Origin of the sequence: Motiliproteus sp. SC1-56 (assembly GCF_017309075.1) — a bacterium.
In the GTDB taxonomy this organism is placed as follows: Bacteria; Pseudomonadota; Gammaproteobacteria; order Pseudomonadales; family Balneatricaceae; genus Motiliproteus.
In genome coordinates, this window is the sequence record NZ_JAEMGS010000005.1 from 132,823 (window position 1) to 148,147 (window position 15,325).

General features: G+C 58.9%; 12 protein-coding genes and 6 tRNA genes. 1 reads left to right on the forward strand and 17 read right to left on the reverse strand.

What is annotated here, in order from left to right:
* Positions 1-4: 4 nt before the first annotated feature.
* The 16 genes from ybgC to JGZ97_RS07220 all read right to left on the reverse strand — a co-directional run bounded on the left by ybgC (position 5) and on the right by JGZ97_RS07220 (position 12,009).
* Complete coding sequence (gene ybgC / locus JGZ97_RS07145; protein ID WP_207061938.1) at positions 5-421, reverse strand: tol-pal system-associated acyl-CoA thioesterase; 417 nt, start codon at positions 419-421, stop codon at positions 5-7.
* A 4-nt stretch (positions 422-425) separates the two neighbouring features.
* Positions 426-1,451, reverse strand: a complete 1,026-nt coding sequence (gene ruvB, locus JGZ97_RS07150; RefSeq protein WP_207061939.1) for a Holliday junction branch migration DNA helicase RuvB — start codon at positions 1,449-1,451, stop codon at positions 426-428.
* A 52-nt stretch (positions 1,452-1,503) separates the two neighbouring features.
* Positions 1,504-2,112: a Holliday junction branch migration protein RuvA gene (gene ruvA, locus JGZ97_RS07155; protein WP_207061940.1), complete on the reverse strand. Its 609-nt coding sequence runs from the start codon at positions 2,110-2,112 to the stop codon at positions 1,504-1,506.
* A gap of 27 nt (positions 2,113-2,139) precedes the next feature.
* Positions 2,140-2,652 (reverse strand): crossover junction endodeoxyribonuclease RuvC, encoded by a 513-nt coding sequence (gene ruvC / locus JGZ97_RS07160; RefSeq protein ID WP_207061941.1) that lies wholly within the window; start codon positions 2,650-2,652, stop codon positions 2,140-2,142.
* 78 nt (positions 2,653-2,730) lie between these two features.
* The gene (locus JGZ97_RS07165; RefSeq protein ID WP_207061942.1) at positions 2,731-4,611 is read right to left on the reverse strand and encodes a SurA N-terminal domain-containing protein; all 1,881 of its coding nucleotides are present in this window, start codon (positions 4,609-4,611) and stop codon (positions 2,731-2,733) included.
* 70 nt (positions 4,612-4,681) lie between these two features.
* A tRNA-Asp gene (locus tag JGZ97_RS07170) sits at positions 4,682-4,758 on the reverse strand.
* A gap of 54 nt (positions 4,759-4,812) precedes the next feature.
* Positions 4,813-5,085, reverse strand: coding sequence for an HU family DNA-binding protein (locus JGZ97_RS07175; RefSeq protein ID WP_207061943.1), 273 nt, complete (start codon positions 5,083-5,085; stop codon positions 4,813-4,815).
* 133 nt (positions 5,086-5,218) lie between these two features.
* Positions 5,219-7,639, reverse strand: coding sequence for an endopeptidase La (gene lon / locus JGZ97_RS07180; RefSeq protein ID WP_207061944.1), 2,421 nt, complete (start codon positions 7,637-7,639; stop codon positions 5,219-5,221).
* A 184-nt stretch (positions 7,640-7,823) separates the two neighbouring features.
* Complete coding sequence (gene clpX / locus JGZ97_RS07185) at positions 7,824-9,104, reverse strand: ATP-dependent protease ATP-binding subunit ClpX (RefSeq protein WP_207061945.1); 1,281 nt, start codon at positions 9,102-9,104, stop codon at positions 7,824-7,826.
* A gap of 94 nt (positions 9,105-9,198) precedes the next feature.
* The gene (clpP, locus tag JGZ97_RS07190; protein WP_207061946.1) at positions 9,199-9,837 is read right to left on the reverse strand and encodes an ATP-dependent Clp endopeptidase proteolytic subunit ClpP; all 639 of its coding nucleotides are present in this window, start codon (positions 9,835-9,837) and stop codon (positions 9,199-9,201) included.
* A 138-nt stretch (positions 9,838-9,975) separates the two neighbouring features.
* Positions 9,976-11,322, reverse strand: coding sequence for a trigger factor (gene tig / locus JGZ97_RS07195; protein WP_207061947.1), 1,347 nt, complete (start codon positions 11,320-11,322; stop codon positions 9,976-9,978).
* A 211-nt stretch (positions 11,323-11,533) separates the two neighbouring features.
* A tRNA-His gene (locus JGZ97_RS07200) sits at positions 11,534-11,609 on the reverse strand.
* Between the two features lie 17 nt (positions 11,610-11,626).
* A tRNA-Leu gene (locus JGZ97_RS07205) sits at positions 11,627-11,711 on the reverse strand.
* An 11-nt stretch (positions 11,712-11,722) separates the two neighbouring features.
* Positions 11,723-11,798, reverse strand: a tRNA-His gene (locus tag JGZ97_RS07210).
* Positions 11,799-11,823: 25 nt separating this feature from the next.
* Positions 11,824-11,900, reverse strand: a tRNA-Arg gene (locus JGZ97_RS07215).
* 32 nt (positions 11,901-11,932) lie between these two features.
* A tRNA-Pro gene (locus JGZ97_RS07220) sits at positions 11,933-12,009 on the reverse strand.
* A gap of 205 nt (positions 12,010-12,214) precedes the next feature.
* Here JGZ97_RS07220 and folD point away from each other — a divergent pair.
* Entirely contained in the window at positions 12,215-13,069 is an 855-nt protein-coding gene (folD, locus tag JGZ97_RS07225) for a bifunctional methylenetetrahydrofolate dehydrogenase/methenyltetrahydrofolate cyclohydrolase FolD (protein WP_207061948.1), read from the forward strand.
* Between the two features lie 231 nt (positions 13,070-13,300).
* Here the strand turns inward: folD and uvrB are convergent, their stop codons facing one another.
* The gene (gene uvrB, locus JGZ97_RS07230; protein WP_207061949.1) at positions 13,301-15,325 is read right to left on the reverse strand and encodes an excinuclease ABC subunit UvrB; all 2,025 of its coding nucleotides are present in this window, start codon (positions 15,323-15,325) and stop codon (positions 13,301-13,303) included.

A 15,325-nucleotide genomic window follows, 5' to 3' on the forward strand; every position in this document is an offset into this window, starting at 1 on the left:
CACTTCAATTATTGGATGGTAAATAAGGCGCCAACGCTTCGACCAGCGGACGCGGTGTTCGAGTCGGCTTGAGCGAATCAGCGGCGACCGTGGCCACTTTAACGCAGGCACTGCAAAGCAGGGTACCATCCAGCCTCGCTACGTTCTGCCTGAATGCGAGCGTGGCCGCCGAAGCCTGTTCGATCACGGTTTCTACATTAAGTTCATCGTCAAGCTGCGCCGGCTTCAGATAACGGCTGTCCAGGCTGTGCACCACAAAAATCACCCCCGCGCTGCGTAGCTTCGTCTGCTCAAAGCCCAGCTCGCGCAACAGTTCGGTCCGCGCCCGCTCCATGAACTTGAGGTAATTGACGTAGTAGACGATACCACCGAGATCGGTATCTTCGATGTAGACCCGCAGCCGGTAGGTAAAGGGCGCCATGGAATCAGCCCGCCTCCGCGCCCCGGCCGGGAGGCTCCATGCCGAAATGCAGGTAGGCGCTATTGGTCAGCACCCGACCCCGGGGGGTACGCATGATGTAACCCTGCTGGATAAGATAAGGCTCGAGCACATCTTCAATGGTGTCGCGTTCCTCGCTGATGGCGGCCGCCAGGCTGTCCACGCCCACCGGCCCGCCGTCGAACTTTTCTATCATCGCCAACAGCAACCGCCGGTCCATATGATCGAAGCCCTGGCTGTCCACGTGCAGCATGTTCAGCGCCTCGTCCGCCAGCTGTCCCGATATCAGCCCATCCCCCCGCACCTCGGCGAAGTCGCGGGCCCGGCGCAGCAGGCGATTGGCAATACGGGGCGTGCCCCGTGAGCGGCGCGCCACCTCCCGAGCCCCGTCGGAGTCGATCGCCACTCCGGAGAGCTCTGCCGAACGGCTGACGATCTGGGTCAGGTCGCTCACCGAGTAAAACTCAAGGCGCTGCACGATACCGAACCGATCCCGCAAGGGCGAAGTCAAAAGGCCCGCGCGCGTGGTTGCGCCCACCAGGGTAAAGGGCGGCAGGTCCAGCTTGATCGAGCGAGCGGCAGGGCCTTCACCGATCATGATATCCAGCTGGTAATCTTCCATCGCAGGGTAGAGGACTTCCTCCACGGCGGGGCTGAGACGATGGATCTCATCGATAAAGAGCACATCGCCCGCTTCCAGGTTGGTCAGCATGGCCGCCAGGTCACCGGCCTTCTCCAGCACCGGCCCGGAGGTGGTCTTGACCTCAACCTCCATTTCGTTAGCGATTATATGGGCCAGGGTCGTCTTGCCCAGGCCCGGCGGTCCGAAAATAAGGGTGTGGTCCAGCGCCTCGGCCCGCATTCTGGCCGCCTGAATAAAAATCTCCATCTGCTCGCGCACCGCCGACTGCCCGACGTAGTCAGTCAGCAGCTTGGGCCGGATGGCCCGGTCCTGAACCTCTTCAGTGCGTGGCCCGGGGGTGGGAGAGATAAAACGATCCGCTTCGATCATACCGCTGGTCTCGCCGCCTTAAGCAAAGCTGATATCATACTTGATCGGCTGCCTAGACCATACTCTTGAGGGCGTGACGGATCAGGTTTTCGGCGCTTGCGCCGTCCTGGGTCCGCGCCGCTGCGGCGACCGCCTTGGTCGCCTGAGCCGGCTTGTAGCCCAAGGCGATAAGCGCGCTCTCCGCCTCCTGCCGGGGATCGGCGGTGGCCGGCGCCAACACCTCACCCGCCGGCTGAAAAAGCGCCGGGGCGGGCAGGCCATCGCTGAATTTATCGCGCATTTCGATGATCAACCGCTCAGCGGTCTTTTTGCCCACCCCGGGCAGACGTACGAGGGCCGCGGTATCGTCCTGGTGCACACAGCGGGCAAACTCGCTGGCCTCAATCCCGGAGAGAATGGTGAGGGCCAGCTTGGGGCCGACGCCATTAACCTTGATTAGCACACGGAACAACTCCCGCTCCTCCCGGGTATGAAAGCCGAACAGCAGATGGGCATCTTCGCGCACCACGAAGTGGGTCCACAGAGAGAGCGGCTGCCCGACCTCCGGCAACTGGTAGAAGGTGCTCATGGGGGCTTCCACCTCGTAGGCGATACCCTGCACTTCAAGCAGGAGCTGAGGCGGCTGCTTCTCGATCAACTCTCCTCTTAAACGTCCAATCATAGCGTTCCGATTTTACTGGTGATGAATTTAGCGCAGGCGTCGCCGCCCCCCGGCACCGGTCATACAGATCAGTCCATGCTGAGTGTGGGCATGACACAACGCGATAGCGAGCGCGTCCGCCGCATCCGCCTGGGGAAGCCCGGGCAGTTTTAAGATAGAGCGGACCATGTGCTGGACCTGTCGCTTATCCGCCCCTCCCTTGCCCACAACCGCCTGTTTGACCGCCCGCGCCGCATACTCGGCAACGGGCAAACCCTGAGTGACGCCCGCGACGATCGCCGCCCCCCGCGCCTGACCAAGCTTGAGCGCTGAGTCGGCATTACGGGCCATAAACACCTGCTCGATAGCCATTTCCTGGGGGCAATGCAGTCGAATGACCTCAAGAACCCCTTCGTAGACCTGCTGCAGGCGATCGGGGAGGTGATCCCCGGAAATACGGATGCAGCCGCTGGCTACGTATTCGTTACGCACCCCAACGGCATTGATAACGCCATAACCGGTAATCCGCGAACCGGGGTCGATACCCAGAATTAAAGACATCAGCCCACCTGCGACTGGCGAACGATAAATAAAAAGGGGGAGCCAGCTCCCCCCGGGTTACTTCATGACCTTACCGGCCTAGCGCTGCTCGATCTCAGCATTTGCCCGCAGGTGACTCAGCAGCGCCTGGTAATCGGCTTGGCCATAACGGTTGGCGATAAAACCACCCAGCCCCTGGCGCTCAGCATCGCTGAGGACAAGGTCCTGGGGCTCATTGACCGCGGTCACCGCAACGACCGCCAGCCCGTCAACCCGTTCAACGATACCAAAGCTGGGCGCATCAAGCGGCTTCGCCAATTTAAAGGCACGGTCACGGATAGCCGCAGGAACGCTCTGATCGCCCCGTTCCATCGCATCCTGCTCCTGCCAACTCTTATCGAATTGAGCAATGGCTTCCAGCCCCTGCGCCTGCATCGCCACGATCATCTCCTGAGCGTCGTCGCGAAGCCTCGCTACGGCCTTTTGGTTAATCAGGAGCGCCTGAATTTGCTCGCGCACCTGGCCCAGCGGTTCGACCTGGGCCGGACGGTGCTCCTTGACGCGCAGGACCACCATACGGTCGGCATCAAGCTCTACAAGCTCACTGTTATTACCTGCTTCAAGCACTTCCGGATCGAACGCAGCGGCCAGCAGACGGGGGTTGGAAAGCAGCGTGTCCGCACCGCCTTCGCGACCGAAAAAGTCGCTGGTCTGAATATCCAGGTTAAGCGCCTCTGCCGGCTCACGCAGGTCAGCCGCGGAGAAGCTGATATCAGCCAGTTCTTCGGCACGCGCCACAAACAAGGATTCGGCACGCTGTGACTGCAGTTCGTTCAGCAGCGAGGTGCGCACCTCTTCAAACCTCGGCGGTTCAGCATCATCAATCGCCACCAGCTTGATCAGGTGGTAACCAAAATCGGTCTGAACCGGTGTCGATACTTCGCCCTCTTTCAGCTTGTACAAGGCCTCTTCGAACTCGGGCACCATTACGCCCCGCTCCACATACCCAAGATCTCCGCCCGCCTCGGCCGAGCCGGGGTCTTCGGAGTATTCCCGGGCAAGTACCGCAAAGTCAGCACCACTCTCCAGTTGCGCGGTCAGGTCCTCGGCCAGCGTGCGTGCCTCTTCGGCGCTGCGCTCGTCGTTCACCTGAATCAGAATGTGCGCAGCCTCGCGGGCTTCGTCGCCTTCAAAGCTGTCGACCAGCCGCTCGTACTCGCTTTGCAACTCGGCCTCTTCTACTTCGATACCCGCCGCCACGTCGGCCTTGTTCAGCATTACGTACTCAATGGCGACCTGCTCAGGAGAGCGAAACTCCTCCCGATTGGCCTCGTAATACTCAGCGATTTCGTCATCGCTGACCACCACCTGGTCGCGGTAAGGCGCAAGCTCCAGATCGACATAACGGATGTCGCGGGTCTGGCGGTCAAGGGCGGCCAACTCGCTGATTTCACGGGGAAGCGCAAATGCGGTCGCGACGAGTCCTGCCTGGGATTGGTTGATCAACGTATCTTTGCGCAGGTAGTCACGGTACATCAGCGGCGTCAGCCCCACATTGCGCAGCAGAGCCTCGAACCGGCTGCGGTCGAAGCGACCGTCCACCTGGAAGTCCGGCGTCTGCAGAATAATCTGGTCCATGTGCTCATCGGCAACGCCCATGCCCTGCTCCCGGGCGTGCTGCACCAACAACGTTTGCTGGACCAGCCCTTCAATGACCATGCCTCGCAGCAAGCTGTCTTCCAGCAGGCTGGGATCAAGGTTATCGCCCATCTGAGCCATCAACTGACGCCGTTGAAGCTCTACGCCCTCCCGGATTTGCTGTTCGGTGATTTCAACCCCATTGACCTCCACCGGCGCATCCGGCGCGCTAGCCAAGCCCACCAGCGAATCCACGCCCCAGAGCGCAAAGGTGACGATGATAAAGCCAACGATGATTTTGGCGATTATACCCTGGGAATTTTCCCGCATACTCTGCAGCATGATGCCCCCATGGAGTGCAGAATGACTCTTGAAAAAAAAGGCGCATCCCTTCGAATGCGCCTTTAGATACTGGCGGAACGGACGGGATTCGAACCCGCGACCCCCGGCGTGACAGGCCGGTATTCTAACCAGCTGAACTACCGCTCCGTAACTCTTGCAATCAACCCGAAGCGGCTAACTGCCAGAAAACTTGGTCCGGTCTTAGTTGACCGCGTCCTTGAGCGCCTTGCCGGCTTTGAAGCTCGGTACGTTGGCAGCAGAAATTTCTATCGGCTGGCCAGTCTGGGGGTTGCGGCCAGTGCGAGCGGCCCGCGCCTTAACACCAAAAGTACCGAAACCTACCAGCGCAACACTATCGCCCTCTTTCAGAGCACCGGTGATGGCGTCCAGCGCCGCATCCAGTGCACGGCCGGCAGATGCCTTGGAAAGATCCGCCGACGCTGCAATCGCATCAATCAACTCAGATTTATTCACTTCATTCCCCTTCTAAAAAAATGCAATTTTTTCTTATTGCCCGTGCCCAGTAAAACTAGCTCGACGCACTTTATACCAACATGCCGAAACCAGTGTCAAGCGCGGAAACCAACAAAACACGGGGCCTCCAGCCTTAATGAGTGCTGATTTGATTCCGAACAGCTTTACGTCCTTTTTTCTTTTCGGAGACGACTTTAGTCTCCTCCAGACCCTCGGGTTTAGGCAAATACTGAAGCGCAATTTCCAATACTTCATCAATCCAACGGACCGGCTTAATTTCCAGTTCTCCCTTAATATTGTCGGGAATTTCTTTCAGATCGCGCTTATTTTCCTCCGGAATAATCACGACCTTGATTCCACCACGTCGCGCAGCCAGTAATTTTTCCTTCAAGCCACCGATGGGCAGCACCTGCCCACGCAGGGTGATTTCGCCGGTCATGGCCACATCCGCCCGCACAGGAATGTCGGTCAAGGCCGACACCAAGGCTGTACACATACCGATACCCGCACTGGGGCCGTCCTTGGGCGTCGCCCCTTCCGGCACGTGGATGTGGATATCCTTGGACTCATGGAAGTCGGACTTGATCCCCAACGCCTGCGCGCGGCTGCGCACAACCGTCAGCGCCGCCTGGATGGACTCCTTCATGACATCACCCAGAGAACCCGTATGCACCTGACGCCCCTTACCAGGCACCACTGCCGCCTCAATCGTGAGGATATCTCCCCCGACCTGGGTCCAGGCAAGCCCCGTCACCTGACCCACTACATCCTGCTCCTCGGCCATGCCGAAGTTGAATTTGCGCACCCCGCTGTACTCTTCCAGATGCTCCGGCTCCACCACCAAGGGCTCCTTCTCCCCCTTGTTGAGTGCGCGTTCCTTGACCACCTTGCGACAGATTTTAGCGATCTCCCGCTCCAAGCCCCGCACGCCAGCTTCCCGAGTGTAATAACGAATAAGGTCGCGAATACTCTCCTCAGCGATCTCCATCTCACCCTTCTGCAAACCATTGGTTTTCAACTGCTTGGGAACCAGATAGCGCTCGGCAATTTTAACCTTCTCGTCTTCGGTGTAACCGGGTATGCGAATGATCTCCATTCGGTCCAGCAAGGGACCAGGAATGTTCATCGAGTTGGAGGTGCAGACGAACATGACGTCTGACAGGTCGTAGTCCACCTCCAGGTAATGATCATTGAAGGTATGATTCTGCTCAGGATCGAGCACTTCAAGCAATGCCGATGCGGGGTCACCCCGGTGATCCATTCCGATTTTGTCGATCTCATCGAGGAGGAACAGCGGGTTACGAACCCCCACCTTGGAAATCTTCTGCAACAACTTGCCCGGCATGGAACCGATATACGTGCGGCGATGACCACGAATTTCCGCTTCGTCCCGCACCCCACCAAGCGCCATCCGCACGTATTTACGGTTGGTGGCCCGAGCGATGGAACGCCCCAGGGACGTTTTACCCACACCGGGAGGGCCGACCAGACAGAGCACCGGCCCTTTGAGCTTGCGCACCCGCTGCTGAACGGCGAGGTACTCGAGGATGCGCTCCTTCACCTCCTCCAGGCCGTAGTGATCTTCCTCCAGAACCAGTTCAGCCCGCGACAGGTCATGACGCACTTTGCTGCGCTTTTTCCATGGCAGGCTGACCATCCAGTCGATATAACTGCGAACCACAGTCGCCTCGGCTGACATCGGCGACATCATTTTCAGCTTGTTGAATTCGTTGAGAGCCTTCTCCTTGGCCTCCTTGGTCATCCCGGCCTCTTCGATGCGCTGCTTGAGCTGCTCGACTTCGTTGGGACCGGCCTCATCAAGATCGCCCAGTTCCTTCTGAATCGCCTTCATCTGCTCGTTGAGGTAATACTCGCGCTGACTCTTCTCCATCTGCTTCTTGACCCGGCCACGAATCCGCTTCTCCACGTTAACCAGGTCAATCTCGGCCTCCATCAGGCCCAGCAGGTACTCTAGGCGCTCACGCGTATCCACCATCTCCAGTATGCGCTGTTTCTCATCCAGCTTGACGGTGATGTGAGCAGCAATGGTATCGCCCAAGCGCACAGGGTCGTCGATGCTCGAGAGCGAGGAGAGCACTTCGGCAGGAATCTTCTTGTTGAGCTGAACATACTGCTCAAACTGGGACAGAACGGTACGGGTAAAGACCTCGCCTTCCTCACCCAGCTCGGTAACCGCCAGCTCCTCGCAGACGGCGACCCAGCCGTCCTCTCCTTCGGCCAACTCACCGATACGGGCCCGGTAGCCACCTTCGACCAGTACCTTGACGGTACCGTCGGGCAGCTTCAGCAGCTGCAGGATATTGGCGACAGTACCCACCTCGAACACATCTTCCGCCCCTGGCTCGTCGACCGAAGCGTTTTTCTGGGCGACCAGCAGTATCTCCTTGTCTCCCTCCATCGCCTTTTCCAGAGCCTGAATCGATTTCTCGCGGCCTACGAAAAGGGGAATGACCATGTGGGGATAGACCACCACATCACGCAGGGGAAGCAACGGAAGTTGCAGGGACGCGTTTTCGATGTGTTCATGCTCCATGGTGGAGACCTCTGTTTGACTGACGGCGTCGGCTACAGCCAACCTCTGCCGCGATGACTCGATACTGACGATCCGGCTGTAGTAAGAGAAAGAGAATTGGGGCGACGGGTACCAATTACAAGGTAGCACCGGGAAAAAACCCTGTGAACAAAAAAGGGCCCCAAAAGGGCCCTTTCAAATTTACTCAGTCGTCCCGGGCCGCTCGCGACGGCTCGACGTTATCGTAGATCAACAACGGTTCGGACTCTTCGAGGATGACACCGTCATCAATAACCACTTTGCTGACGTTCTCCATGGACGGCAGGCGGAACATGATGTCCAGCAACGCCGACTCAAGTATCGAGCGCAGTCCCCGGGCGCCGGTTTTGCGCTCCATCGCCTTGTTGGCCACCGCCTTGAGGGCGTCTTCGCGAAAATCAACCTCCACACCCTCAAGCTCAAACAGCTTGGCGTACTGCTTGGTCAGCGAGTTCTTCGGCTCGGTCAGAATCTGCACGAGCGCCTCCTCGTCCAGCTCGGCCAGCGTCGCCACCATCGGCAGACGCCCCACGAACTCGGGAATCAGGCCGTACTTGACCAGATCCTCGGCCTCCAGGTCCTCCAGCGTCTCACCGACACTCTTGGCACCGTCCTTGGAGCTAACCATGGCCGAAAAACCGATACTGCTCTTGTCAGAGCGGTCCTGAATAACCTTCTCCAAGCCGGCAAAGGCACCGCCACAGATAAAGAGAATATTGCCGGTATCCACCTGCAGAAACTCCTGCTGGGGATGCTTGCGCCCACCTTGAGGCGGAACTGAAGCGACGGTTCCCTCGATCAGCTTCAGCAGCGCCTGCTGAACCCCCTCACCGGATACATCGCGAGTAATGGAAGGATTATCAGACTTGCGGGAAATCTTGTCGATTTCATCGATGTAGACGATTCCCATTTGGGCCTTTTCCACATCGTAGTCGCACTTCTGCAGCAGCTTCTGAATGATGTTCTCGACATCCTCGCCCACGTATCCCGCTTCGGTGAGCGTGGTCGCGTCAGCAATCGTGAAGGGCACATTCAACAGCCGCGCCAATGTCTGCGCAAGCAGCGTTTTACCACTTCCGGTAGGCCCGATCAGCAGAATGTTACTCTTGCCCAGCTCGACGTCATCGTCCTGGCTACCCTGGTAGCGCAGCCGCTTGTAGTGGTTGTATACCGCCACAGAAAGAACCTTTTTGGCCCTCTCCTGACCGATGACGTACTCATCCAGGGTCTGCCTGATCTCTTCCGGCGCAGGCAGCCTGTCGCCCTGCTCTTCAACCCCTGCGTCCTGAATCTCTTCACTGATGATGTCGTTACATAGATCGACACACTCATCACAGATAAAGACAGACGGGCCGGCAATCAGTTTACGGACCTCGTCCTGGCTCTTTCCACAGAAAGAGCAGTAGAGCAGTTTTCCGTCACCCTTGCCGGTGTTTTCGTCGGACATTCGACTACCTCGTAACAGCAATAACTTTGTGCATTAAACGATTAATGCAGATCTCAGCCTAGCTTTTCAAGCTCTGCAGGAATATTTTAGCCAATTACTCCACCGCCGTGCGCTGCTCCACAATGGAGTCAATCAAACCGTACTCTTTGGCCGTTGCTCCGTCCATGAAGTTATCACGCTCGGTATCCTGGGCGATTTGCTCGAGATCCTGTCCCGTATGACGAGCCAGGATGCGATTAAGTTTCTCACGAACCGTCAAAATCTCCCGCGTGTGAATCTCAATATCCGTGGCCTGCCCCTGATACCCACCCAACGGCTGATGAATCATCATGCGCGAGTGCGGCAGGCAGTGACGCTTACCTTCAGCACCACCAGCCAGCAGCAGCGCACCCATGCTGGCCGCCTGCCCCAGACACATAGTGCTCACATCCGGCTTGATAAACTGCATGGTGTCGTAAATGGCAAGACCAGCAGTCACCGCCCCGCCGGGAGAATTAATGTAGAGATGAATGTCCTTGTCCGGGTTTTCGGACTCCAGGAACAGCAGCTGGGCAACAATCAGGTTGGCCATATGGTCTTCGACCTGACCGACCAGAAAGATCACCCGCTCCTTAAGCAGGCGGGAATAGATATCGTAGGAGCGCTCACCGCGCGCGGTCTGCTCCACCACAATCGGCACCAGTCCGGACGCCGTAATCAAACCGTTTTGCTCGGCCTGCAACTTATCCTGCATAGATTCTTCTCCATCGTACAGCGACTTTTCCCGCGAAAGCCCGCTACTGAGAAAAAACGGCAGGCGGCGCGATGCGCCGGCTGCCGCCTAATTTTTTGTTCAAACCGAGTTTAGCCTCGGCCAAGCGAAAAATGAAGCTTATTCAGCGTCCTTCTCTTCGCTCTCCTCGGCCGCCTCTTCCTTCTGCGGAGCAGGCTTGATCGCCTCCTCGTAGGAAATGCTGACCTCGGTTACCTTGGCACCCTCCACCAGCAGGTCGACCACTTGATCCTCGAGCACCAGGGCCTCAACCTGGGCCAGCTGCTCCTGGTTACCGTAGTAGTAGTCGATAACCTCTTGCGGCTGCTGGTACGTCTCGGCCATCTCCTCGATGGTGCTGCGCACCCGGTCAGCATCGGCCTTCAGCTCTTTGCTCTGGATCAGTTCGCCGACCAGCAGGCCGATGGCTACACGCTGCTTGGCCTGAGCCTCAAACAGCTCTGCCGGCAGGTTGCTGGGATCGATCTGCGCGCCGCCACCGAACTGCTGCACGGCCTGCTGACGGAGACGATCGATCTCGCCGTCCACCAACGCCTTGGGCACATCCACGTTATTGACCTTGACCAGCTCGTCCATCACTTTGGACTTGAGCTTGCTATGCAGCGCCTGCTTGACCTCGCGCTCCATGTTCTTGCGGATCTCAGCCTTGAAACCCTCCAGATCACTCTCTTCGATACCGAACTTGGCAAAAAACTCCGCGTTCAGTTCGGGAAGCTCGGGAGCAGATACTTCATTAACCTTGATTTTAAAGGTCACCGGCTGACCAGCCAGCTCCTCGGAGTGATACTTCTCGGGGAAGGTCACCTCCAGGTCCTTTTCATCACCGGCCTTGAGACCAACCAGGCCATCTTCGAAACCGGGAATCATGGTGTTGGAACCCAGCACCAGCTCATGGCCTTCGGCCTTGCCCCCCTCGAAGGCCTCACCGTCCTTGAAGCCTTCGAAGTTGATGTTGACCCGGTCACCCTGCTCGGCCGCCCGCTCCGCAACTTTCCAGTCGGTGTGCTGCTTGCGCAGGGTCTCGATCATGGTGTCCACGTCGGCGTCGGTCACTTCCGCCGTCTGCTTCTCGACTTCCACACCGGCCAGGTCAGTCAGGGAGATTTCCGGATAAACCTCAAAAGTGGCGACGTATTCGAAGTCCTCACCCTCGGCGTCCTGCTTGGGCTCAATAGAAGGCCCGCCGGCCGGCTTCAGATTCTCTTTGGTCACAGCCTCGTAGAAGGTGTTCTGGATCAGCTCGCCCAGCACCTCCTGACGCACACCGCGGCCGTAACGGCGTTTAACCACCTTCAGCGGCACCTTGCCCGGACGAAAGCCGTCGATGCGGGCGGAGCGAGCAGTCTGTTGCAACCGAGCGTTGACGTCCTCCTCGATACGGGCAGCGGGGACGGTAACCGTCATCTGGCGCTCAAGGGAAGAGGTTGCCTCAACAGAAACTTGCATGAAAATTCCTCACAAAAGAAAAGATAACTAACCTGAAGCGAATCCCACCGCGGCGGGCCTGAGTAGCCCCGACGGCAACGCTTGCGCCCAGCGGGGGTAAAAATTAAAAAGGAGGAATTTTCCGGCATCCCGGGAACGGAGTCAAGGGAGGCGAAAATTAAAAGAAATAGAGAACAGAAGAATCAAAAGACGATAGAAGAAGCTGCAGGAATGGGGTGGGCGATGGGGCTCGAACCCACGACCACCGGAATCACAATCCGGGGCTCTACCAACTGAGCTACGCCCACCACTATATTCCAGCACTTGGTGCGGACGGGGAGACTCGAACTCCCACACCTTGCGGCACCAGAACCTAAATCTGGCGTGTCTACCAATTTCACCACGTCCGCACATACATTAATGGGGTGGGCGATGGGGCTCGAACCCACGACCACCGGAATCACAATCCGGGGCTCTACCAACTGAGCTACGCCCACCATCAATGTATAACCGGGCCGCCGATGGCACGCCCTACAGGATTCGAACCTGTGACCTACGGCTTAGAAGGCCGTTGCTCTATCCAGCTGAGCTAAGGGCGCACAATGAATCCCGCTCCCAAACGACGTCGAAATGGTCGGGGTAGAGAGATTCGAACTCCCGACATCCTGCTCCCAAAGCAGGCGCGCTACCAGACTGCGCTATACCCCGTGAACTGCGCCCCCAAGGGGGACCGACATCTCAAGGAGGTGCGCATATTACAGCCGCCTATTTTTGCGGTCAACCTCTTTTTAGCCCCGCGAAAGACACCCCAAGACCAACTAAAAGCCGCCCTGCGCTTTGCCTATAGCCCGTTACATGCGAGAATTGCCGCCCAACGTACGCGACCGACCAAGAGGCAACGGACACTCCCTCCATGACCGCACAAATCATTGACGGCAAGAAAGTTTCCCAACAGGTAAAAGACCAGGTTAAGACTGCCATCGCCCAGCGAATCCAGGCGGGCAAACGCGCCCCGGGGCTGGCGGTGGTATTGATCGGCCACGACCCGGCCTCGGAAGTCTATGTCAGCCACAAACGCCGGGCCTGCCAAGAGGTCGGTATCGAATCCACCGCCTACGACCTGCCCGCTGAGACCAGCCAGGAAGATCTGCTGGCCCTGATCGACGAACTGAATGCCGCGCCGCGCATCGATGGCATCCTGGTCCAGCTCCCCCTACCCGAACACCTGGACGCCAATCAGATACTGGAGCGGATCCGCCCCGATAAAGACGTGGACGGGTTTCACCCCTTTAACCTGGGAAGGCTGGCCCAGCGCATGCCCGTCCTGCGTCCCTGCACTCCCAAAGGGGTGATCACCCTGCTGGAATCCACCGGCGTTCCCATCCGCGGGCTCGACGCCTGCGTGGTCGGCGCCTCCAACATCGTCGGACGCCCCATGTCCCTCGAACTGCTGCTCGCCGGCTGCACTACCACCACCACCCACCGCTTTACCCAGGACCTGGCCGGCAAGGTCAACCGGGCCGATATCGTCGTCGTTGGCGTCGGCAAGCCCGGACTGGTCAAAGGCGAATGGATCAAGGAAGGCGCGATCGTGATCGACGTGGGGATTAACCGCCTCGACGACGGTCGACTGGTGGGCGACGTGGAGTTCGAAAGCGCTTCCCAGCGCGCGGCCTGGATCACCCCGGTTCCGGGCGGTGTCGGCCCCATGACGGTGGCCACGTTGATGGAGAACACCCTCTACGCCGCTGAGCACCTCCACGATTAACCGGGGCTGCAAGAGCGATACGCCGATGCCAGCGCACGACACACAAACGGCTCAGCCAGCCCCGCGTTCGTCAAGCAACCAGACCCGCGATACTGAAGACACCCGCCAGGGACGCCGCTTCAGCATCGCCCCAATGCGCGGTCAAGCCCGCGCCAGGGTGCGTTATATAGAAGGCTCTCAAGCGACAACCGGCTGTCGCTTTCTTGGCTGACCCGTACCCCGGCTAAAGCCTTATCCCTGCCCCACCAGGGCGTGCTGCTTGAGGTTTTGCAGCTCGTCCCGGTAAGCCGCCGCCTGCTCGAACTCCAGGTTCTTCGCCGCCTCGAACATTCTGTCCTCAAGCCGACTGATGGCCCGAGCCAACTCCTTGGCCGACATCTTGGCCGGCTCAACCGTATATTCAGCAGCGGGTTCGGCCACCTTGCGCGCTCCGCGCCCCGGCTTCTTGCCCGGCACCCGTGCCCCCTCGAGGATATCAGCCACCGACTTGAAGACCCCTTTGGGGGTGATCCCGTGCTCCTCGTTAAATGCGATCTGCTTAGCGCGTCGCCGCTCGGTCTCGTCAATGGCCCGCTGCATGGAGCCGGTCACCCGGTCACCGTAGAGAATCGCCTTGCCGTTGAGATTCCGCGCCGCTCGACCAATGGTCTGGATCAACGACCGCTCAGAGCGCAAAAACCCCTCTTTATCGGCATCTAGAATCGCCACCAGGGAGACCTCGGGCATATCCAGGCCTTCGCGTAGCAGGTTGATTCCCACCAGCACGTCGAACTCGCCGATGCGCAGGTCGCGGATAATCTCCACCCGTTCAACGGTGTCGATATCCGAATGCAGATAGCGCACCCGCACCCCGTGCTCGGCAAGATACTCGGTGAGGTCCTCGGCCATGCGCTTGGTCAGGGTGGTCACCAACACCCGTTCCTGCTGGGCCACCCGCTGGTTGATCTCCGACAGCAGATCATCCACCTGGCTCTGGGCCGGACGCACCTCGATGGCCGGATCTACCAGCCCGGTGGGCCGCACCACCTGCTCGACTACCTGTCCCGCGTGCGCCTCCTCATAAGGTCCCGGCGTCGCCGAGACGTAAACGGCCTGGGGAGCAATGCGCTCCCACTCCTCGAACCGCATCGGCCGGTTGTCCAGCGCAGAGGGCAGCCGGAACCCGAACTCCACCAGAGTCTCCTTGCGTGAGCGGTCTCCCTTATACATGGCGCCCAATTGGGGGATGGTGACGTGGGACTCGTCGATCACCAACAAGGCATTATCCGGCAGGTAGTCGAACAGAGTGGGAGGGGCCTCGCCGGGCCGGCGCCCGGAGAGGTAGCGGGAATAGTTCTCGATACCGTTGCAGTAACCCAGCTCGAGAATCATCTCCATATCGAAATTGGTCCGCTGCTCCAGACGCTGCGCCTCCACCAGTTTGTTGTTTTCACGGAGCCGGGCCAGGCGCTCACGCAACTCCTCGCGGATGTGCTCGACCGCCGCCACCAGCGTCTCCCGAGGCGTAACATAGTGGGACTTGGGATAGACGGTCACCCGCGGCACCTTGCGCAACGTCTCGCCGGTGAGCGGATCGAAAAAACTGATCTCCTCAACTTCATCATCAAAGAGCTCGACCCGGATCGCTTCCTTTTCCGATTCCGCGGGAAAGATGTCGATCACATCCCCCCGCACCCGGTAGGTGGCCCGGTGCAGCTCCAGATCATTACGGGTGTACTGCAGCTCTGCCAGGCGGCGCAGAATAAAGCGCTGATCGACCCGATCCCCCCGGTCCAGGTGCATCACCATCTGCAGGTAGGCACGGGGGTCCCCCAGCCCGTAGATAGAGGAGACAGTGGCGACTATGATGGCATCGTCCCGCTCCAGCAGCGCCTTGGTGGCAGAGAGGCGCATCTGCTCGATATGCTCGTTTATCGAGGCGTCCTTTTCGATATAGGTATCCGAGGCGGGCACGTACGCTTCCGGTTGGTAGTAGTCGTAATAGGAGACGAAATACTCCACCGCATTGTCCGGGAAGAACTCCTTGAACTCACCGTAGAGCTGGGCCGCCAAGGTCTTGTTGGGCGCCAGGACAATGGTTGGCCGCTGCACTCGCTGCACCAAATTGGCGACAGTAAAGGTCTTTCCCGAACCGGTCACCCCGAGCAGGGTCTGGGCAGCCAGCCCCGCCTCAACCCCCTGGTGTAATGCCTTGATCGCACCCGGTTGATCGCCGGCGGGCTGGAAGCGGGAATGGACGGTGAATTTGTCGCTCAT

Coding starts and splice junctions, on each gene's coding strand:
- ybgC (WP_207061938.1), bottom strand. CDS start 421: ATGGCGCCCTTTACCTACCGGCTGCGGGTCTACATCGAAGATACCGAT.
- ruvB (WP_207061939.1), bottom strand. CDS start 1,451: ATGATCGAAGCGGATCGTTTTATCTCTCCCACCCCCGGGCCACGCACT.
- ruvA (WP_207061940.1), bottom strand. CDS start 2,112: ATGATTGGACGTTTAAGAGGAGAGTTGATCGAGAAGCAGCCGCCTCAG.
- ruvC (WP_207061941.1), bottom strand. CDS start 2,652: ATGTCTTTAATTCTGGGTATCGACCCCGGTTCGCGGATTACCGGTTAT.
- JGZ97_RS07165 (WP_207061942.1), bottom strand. CDS start 4,611: ATGCTGCAGAGTATGCGGGAAAATTCCCAGGGTATAATCGCCAAAATC.
- lon (WP_207061944.1), bottom strand. CDS start 7,639: ATGGAGCATGAACACATCGAAAACGCGTCCCTGCAACTTCCGTTGCTT.
- clpX (WP_207061945.1), bottom strand. CDS start 9,104: ATGTCCGACGAAAACACCGGCAAGGGTGACGGAAAACTGCTCTACTGC.
- clpP (WP_207061946.1), bottom strand. CDS start 9,837: ATGCAGGATAAGTTGCAGGCCGAGCAAAACGGTTTGATTACGGCGTCC.
- tig (WP_207061947.1), bottom strand. CDS start 11,322: ATGCAAGTTTCTGTTGAGGCAACCTCTTCCCTTGAGCGCCAGATGACG.
- folD (WP_207061948.1), top strand. CDS start 12,215: ATGACCGCACAAATCATTGACGGCAAGAAAGTTTCCCAACAGGTAAAA.
- uvrB (WP_207061949.1), bottom strand. CDS start 15,325: ATGAGCGACAAATTCACCGTCCATTCCCGCTTCCAGCCCGCCGGCGAT.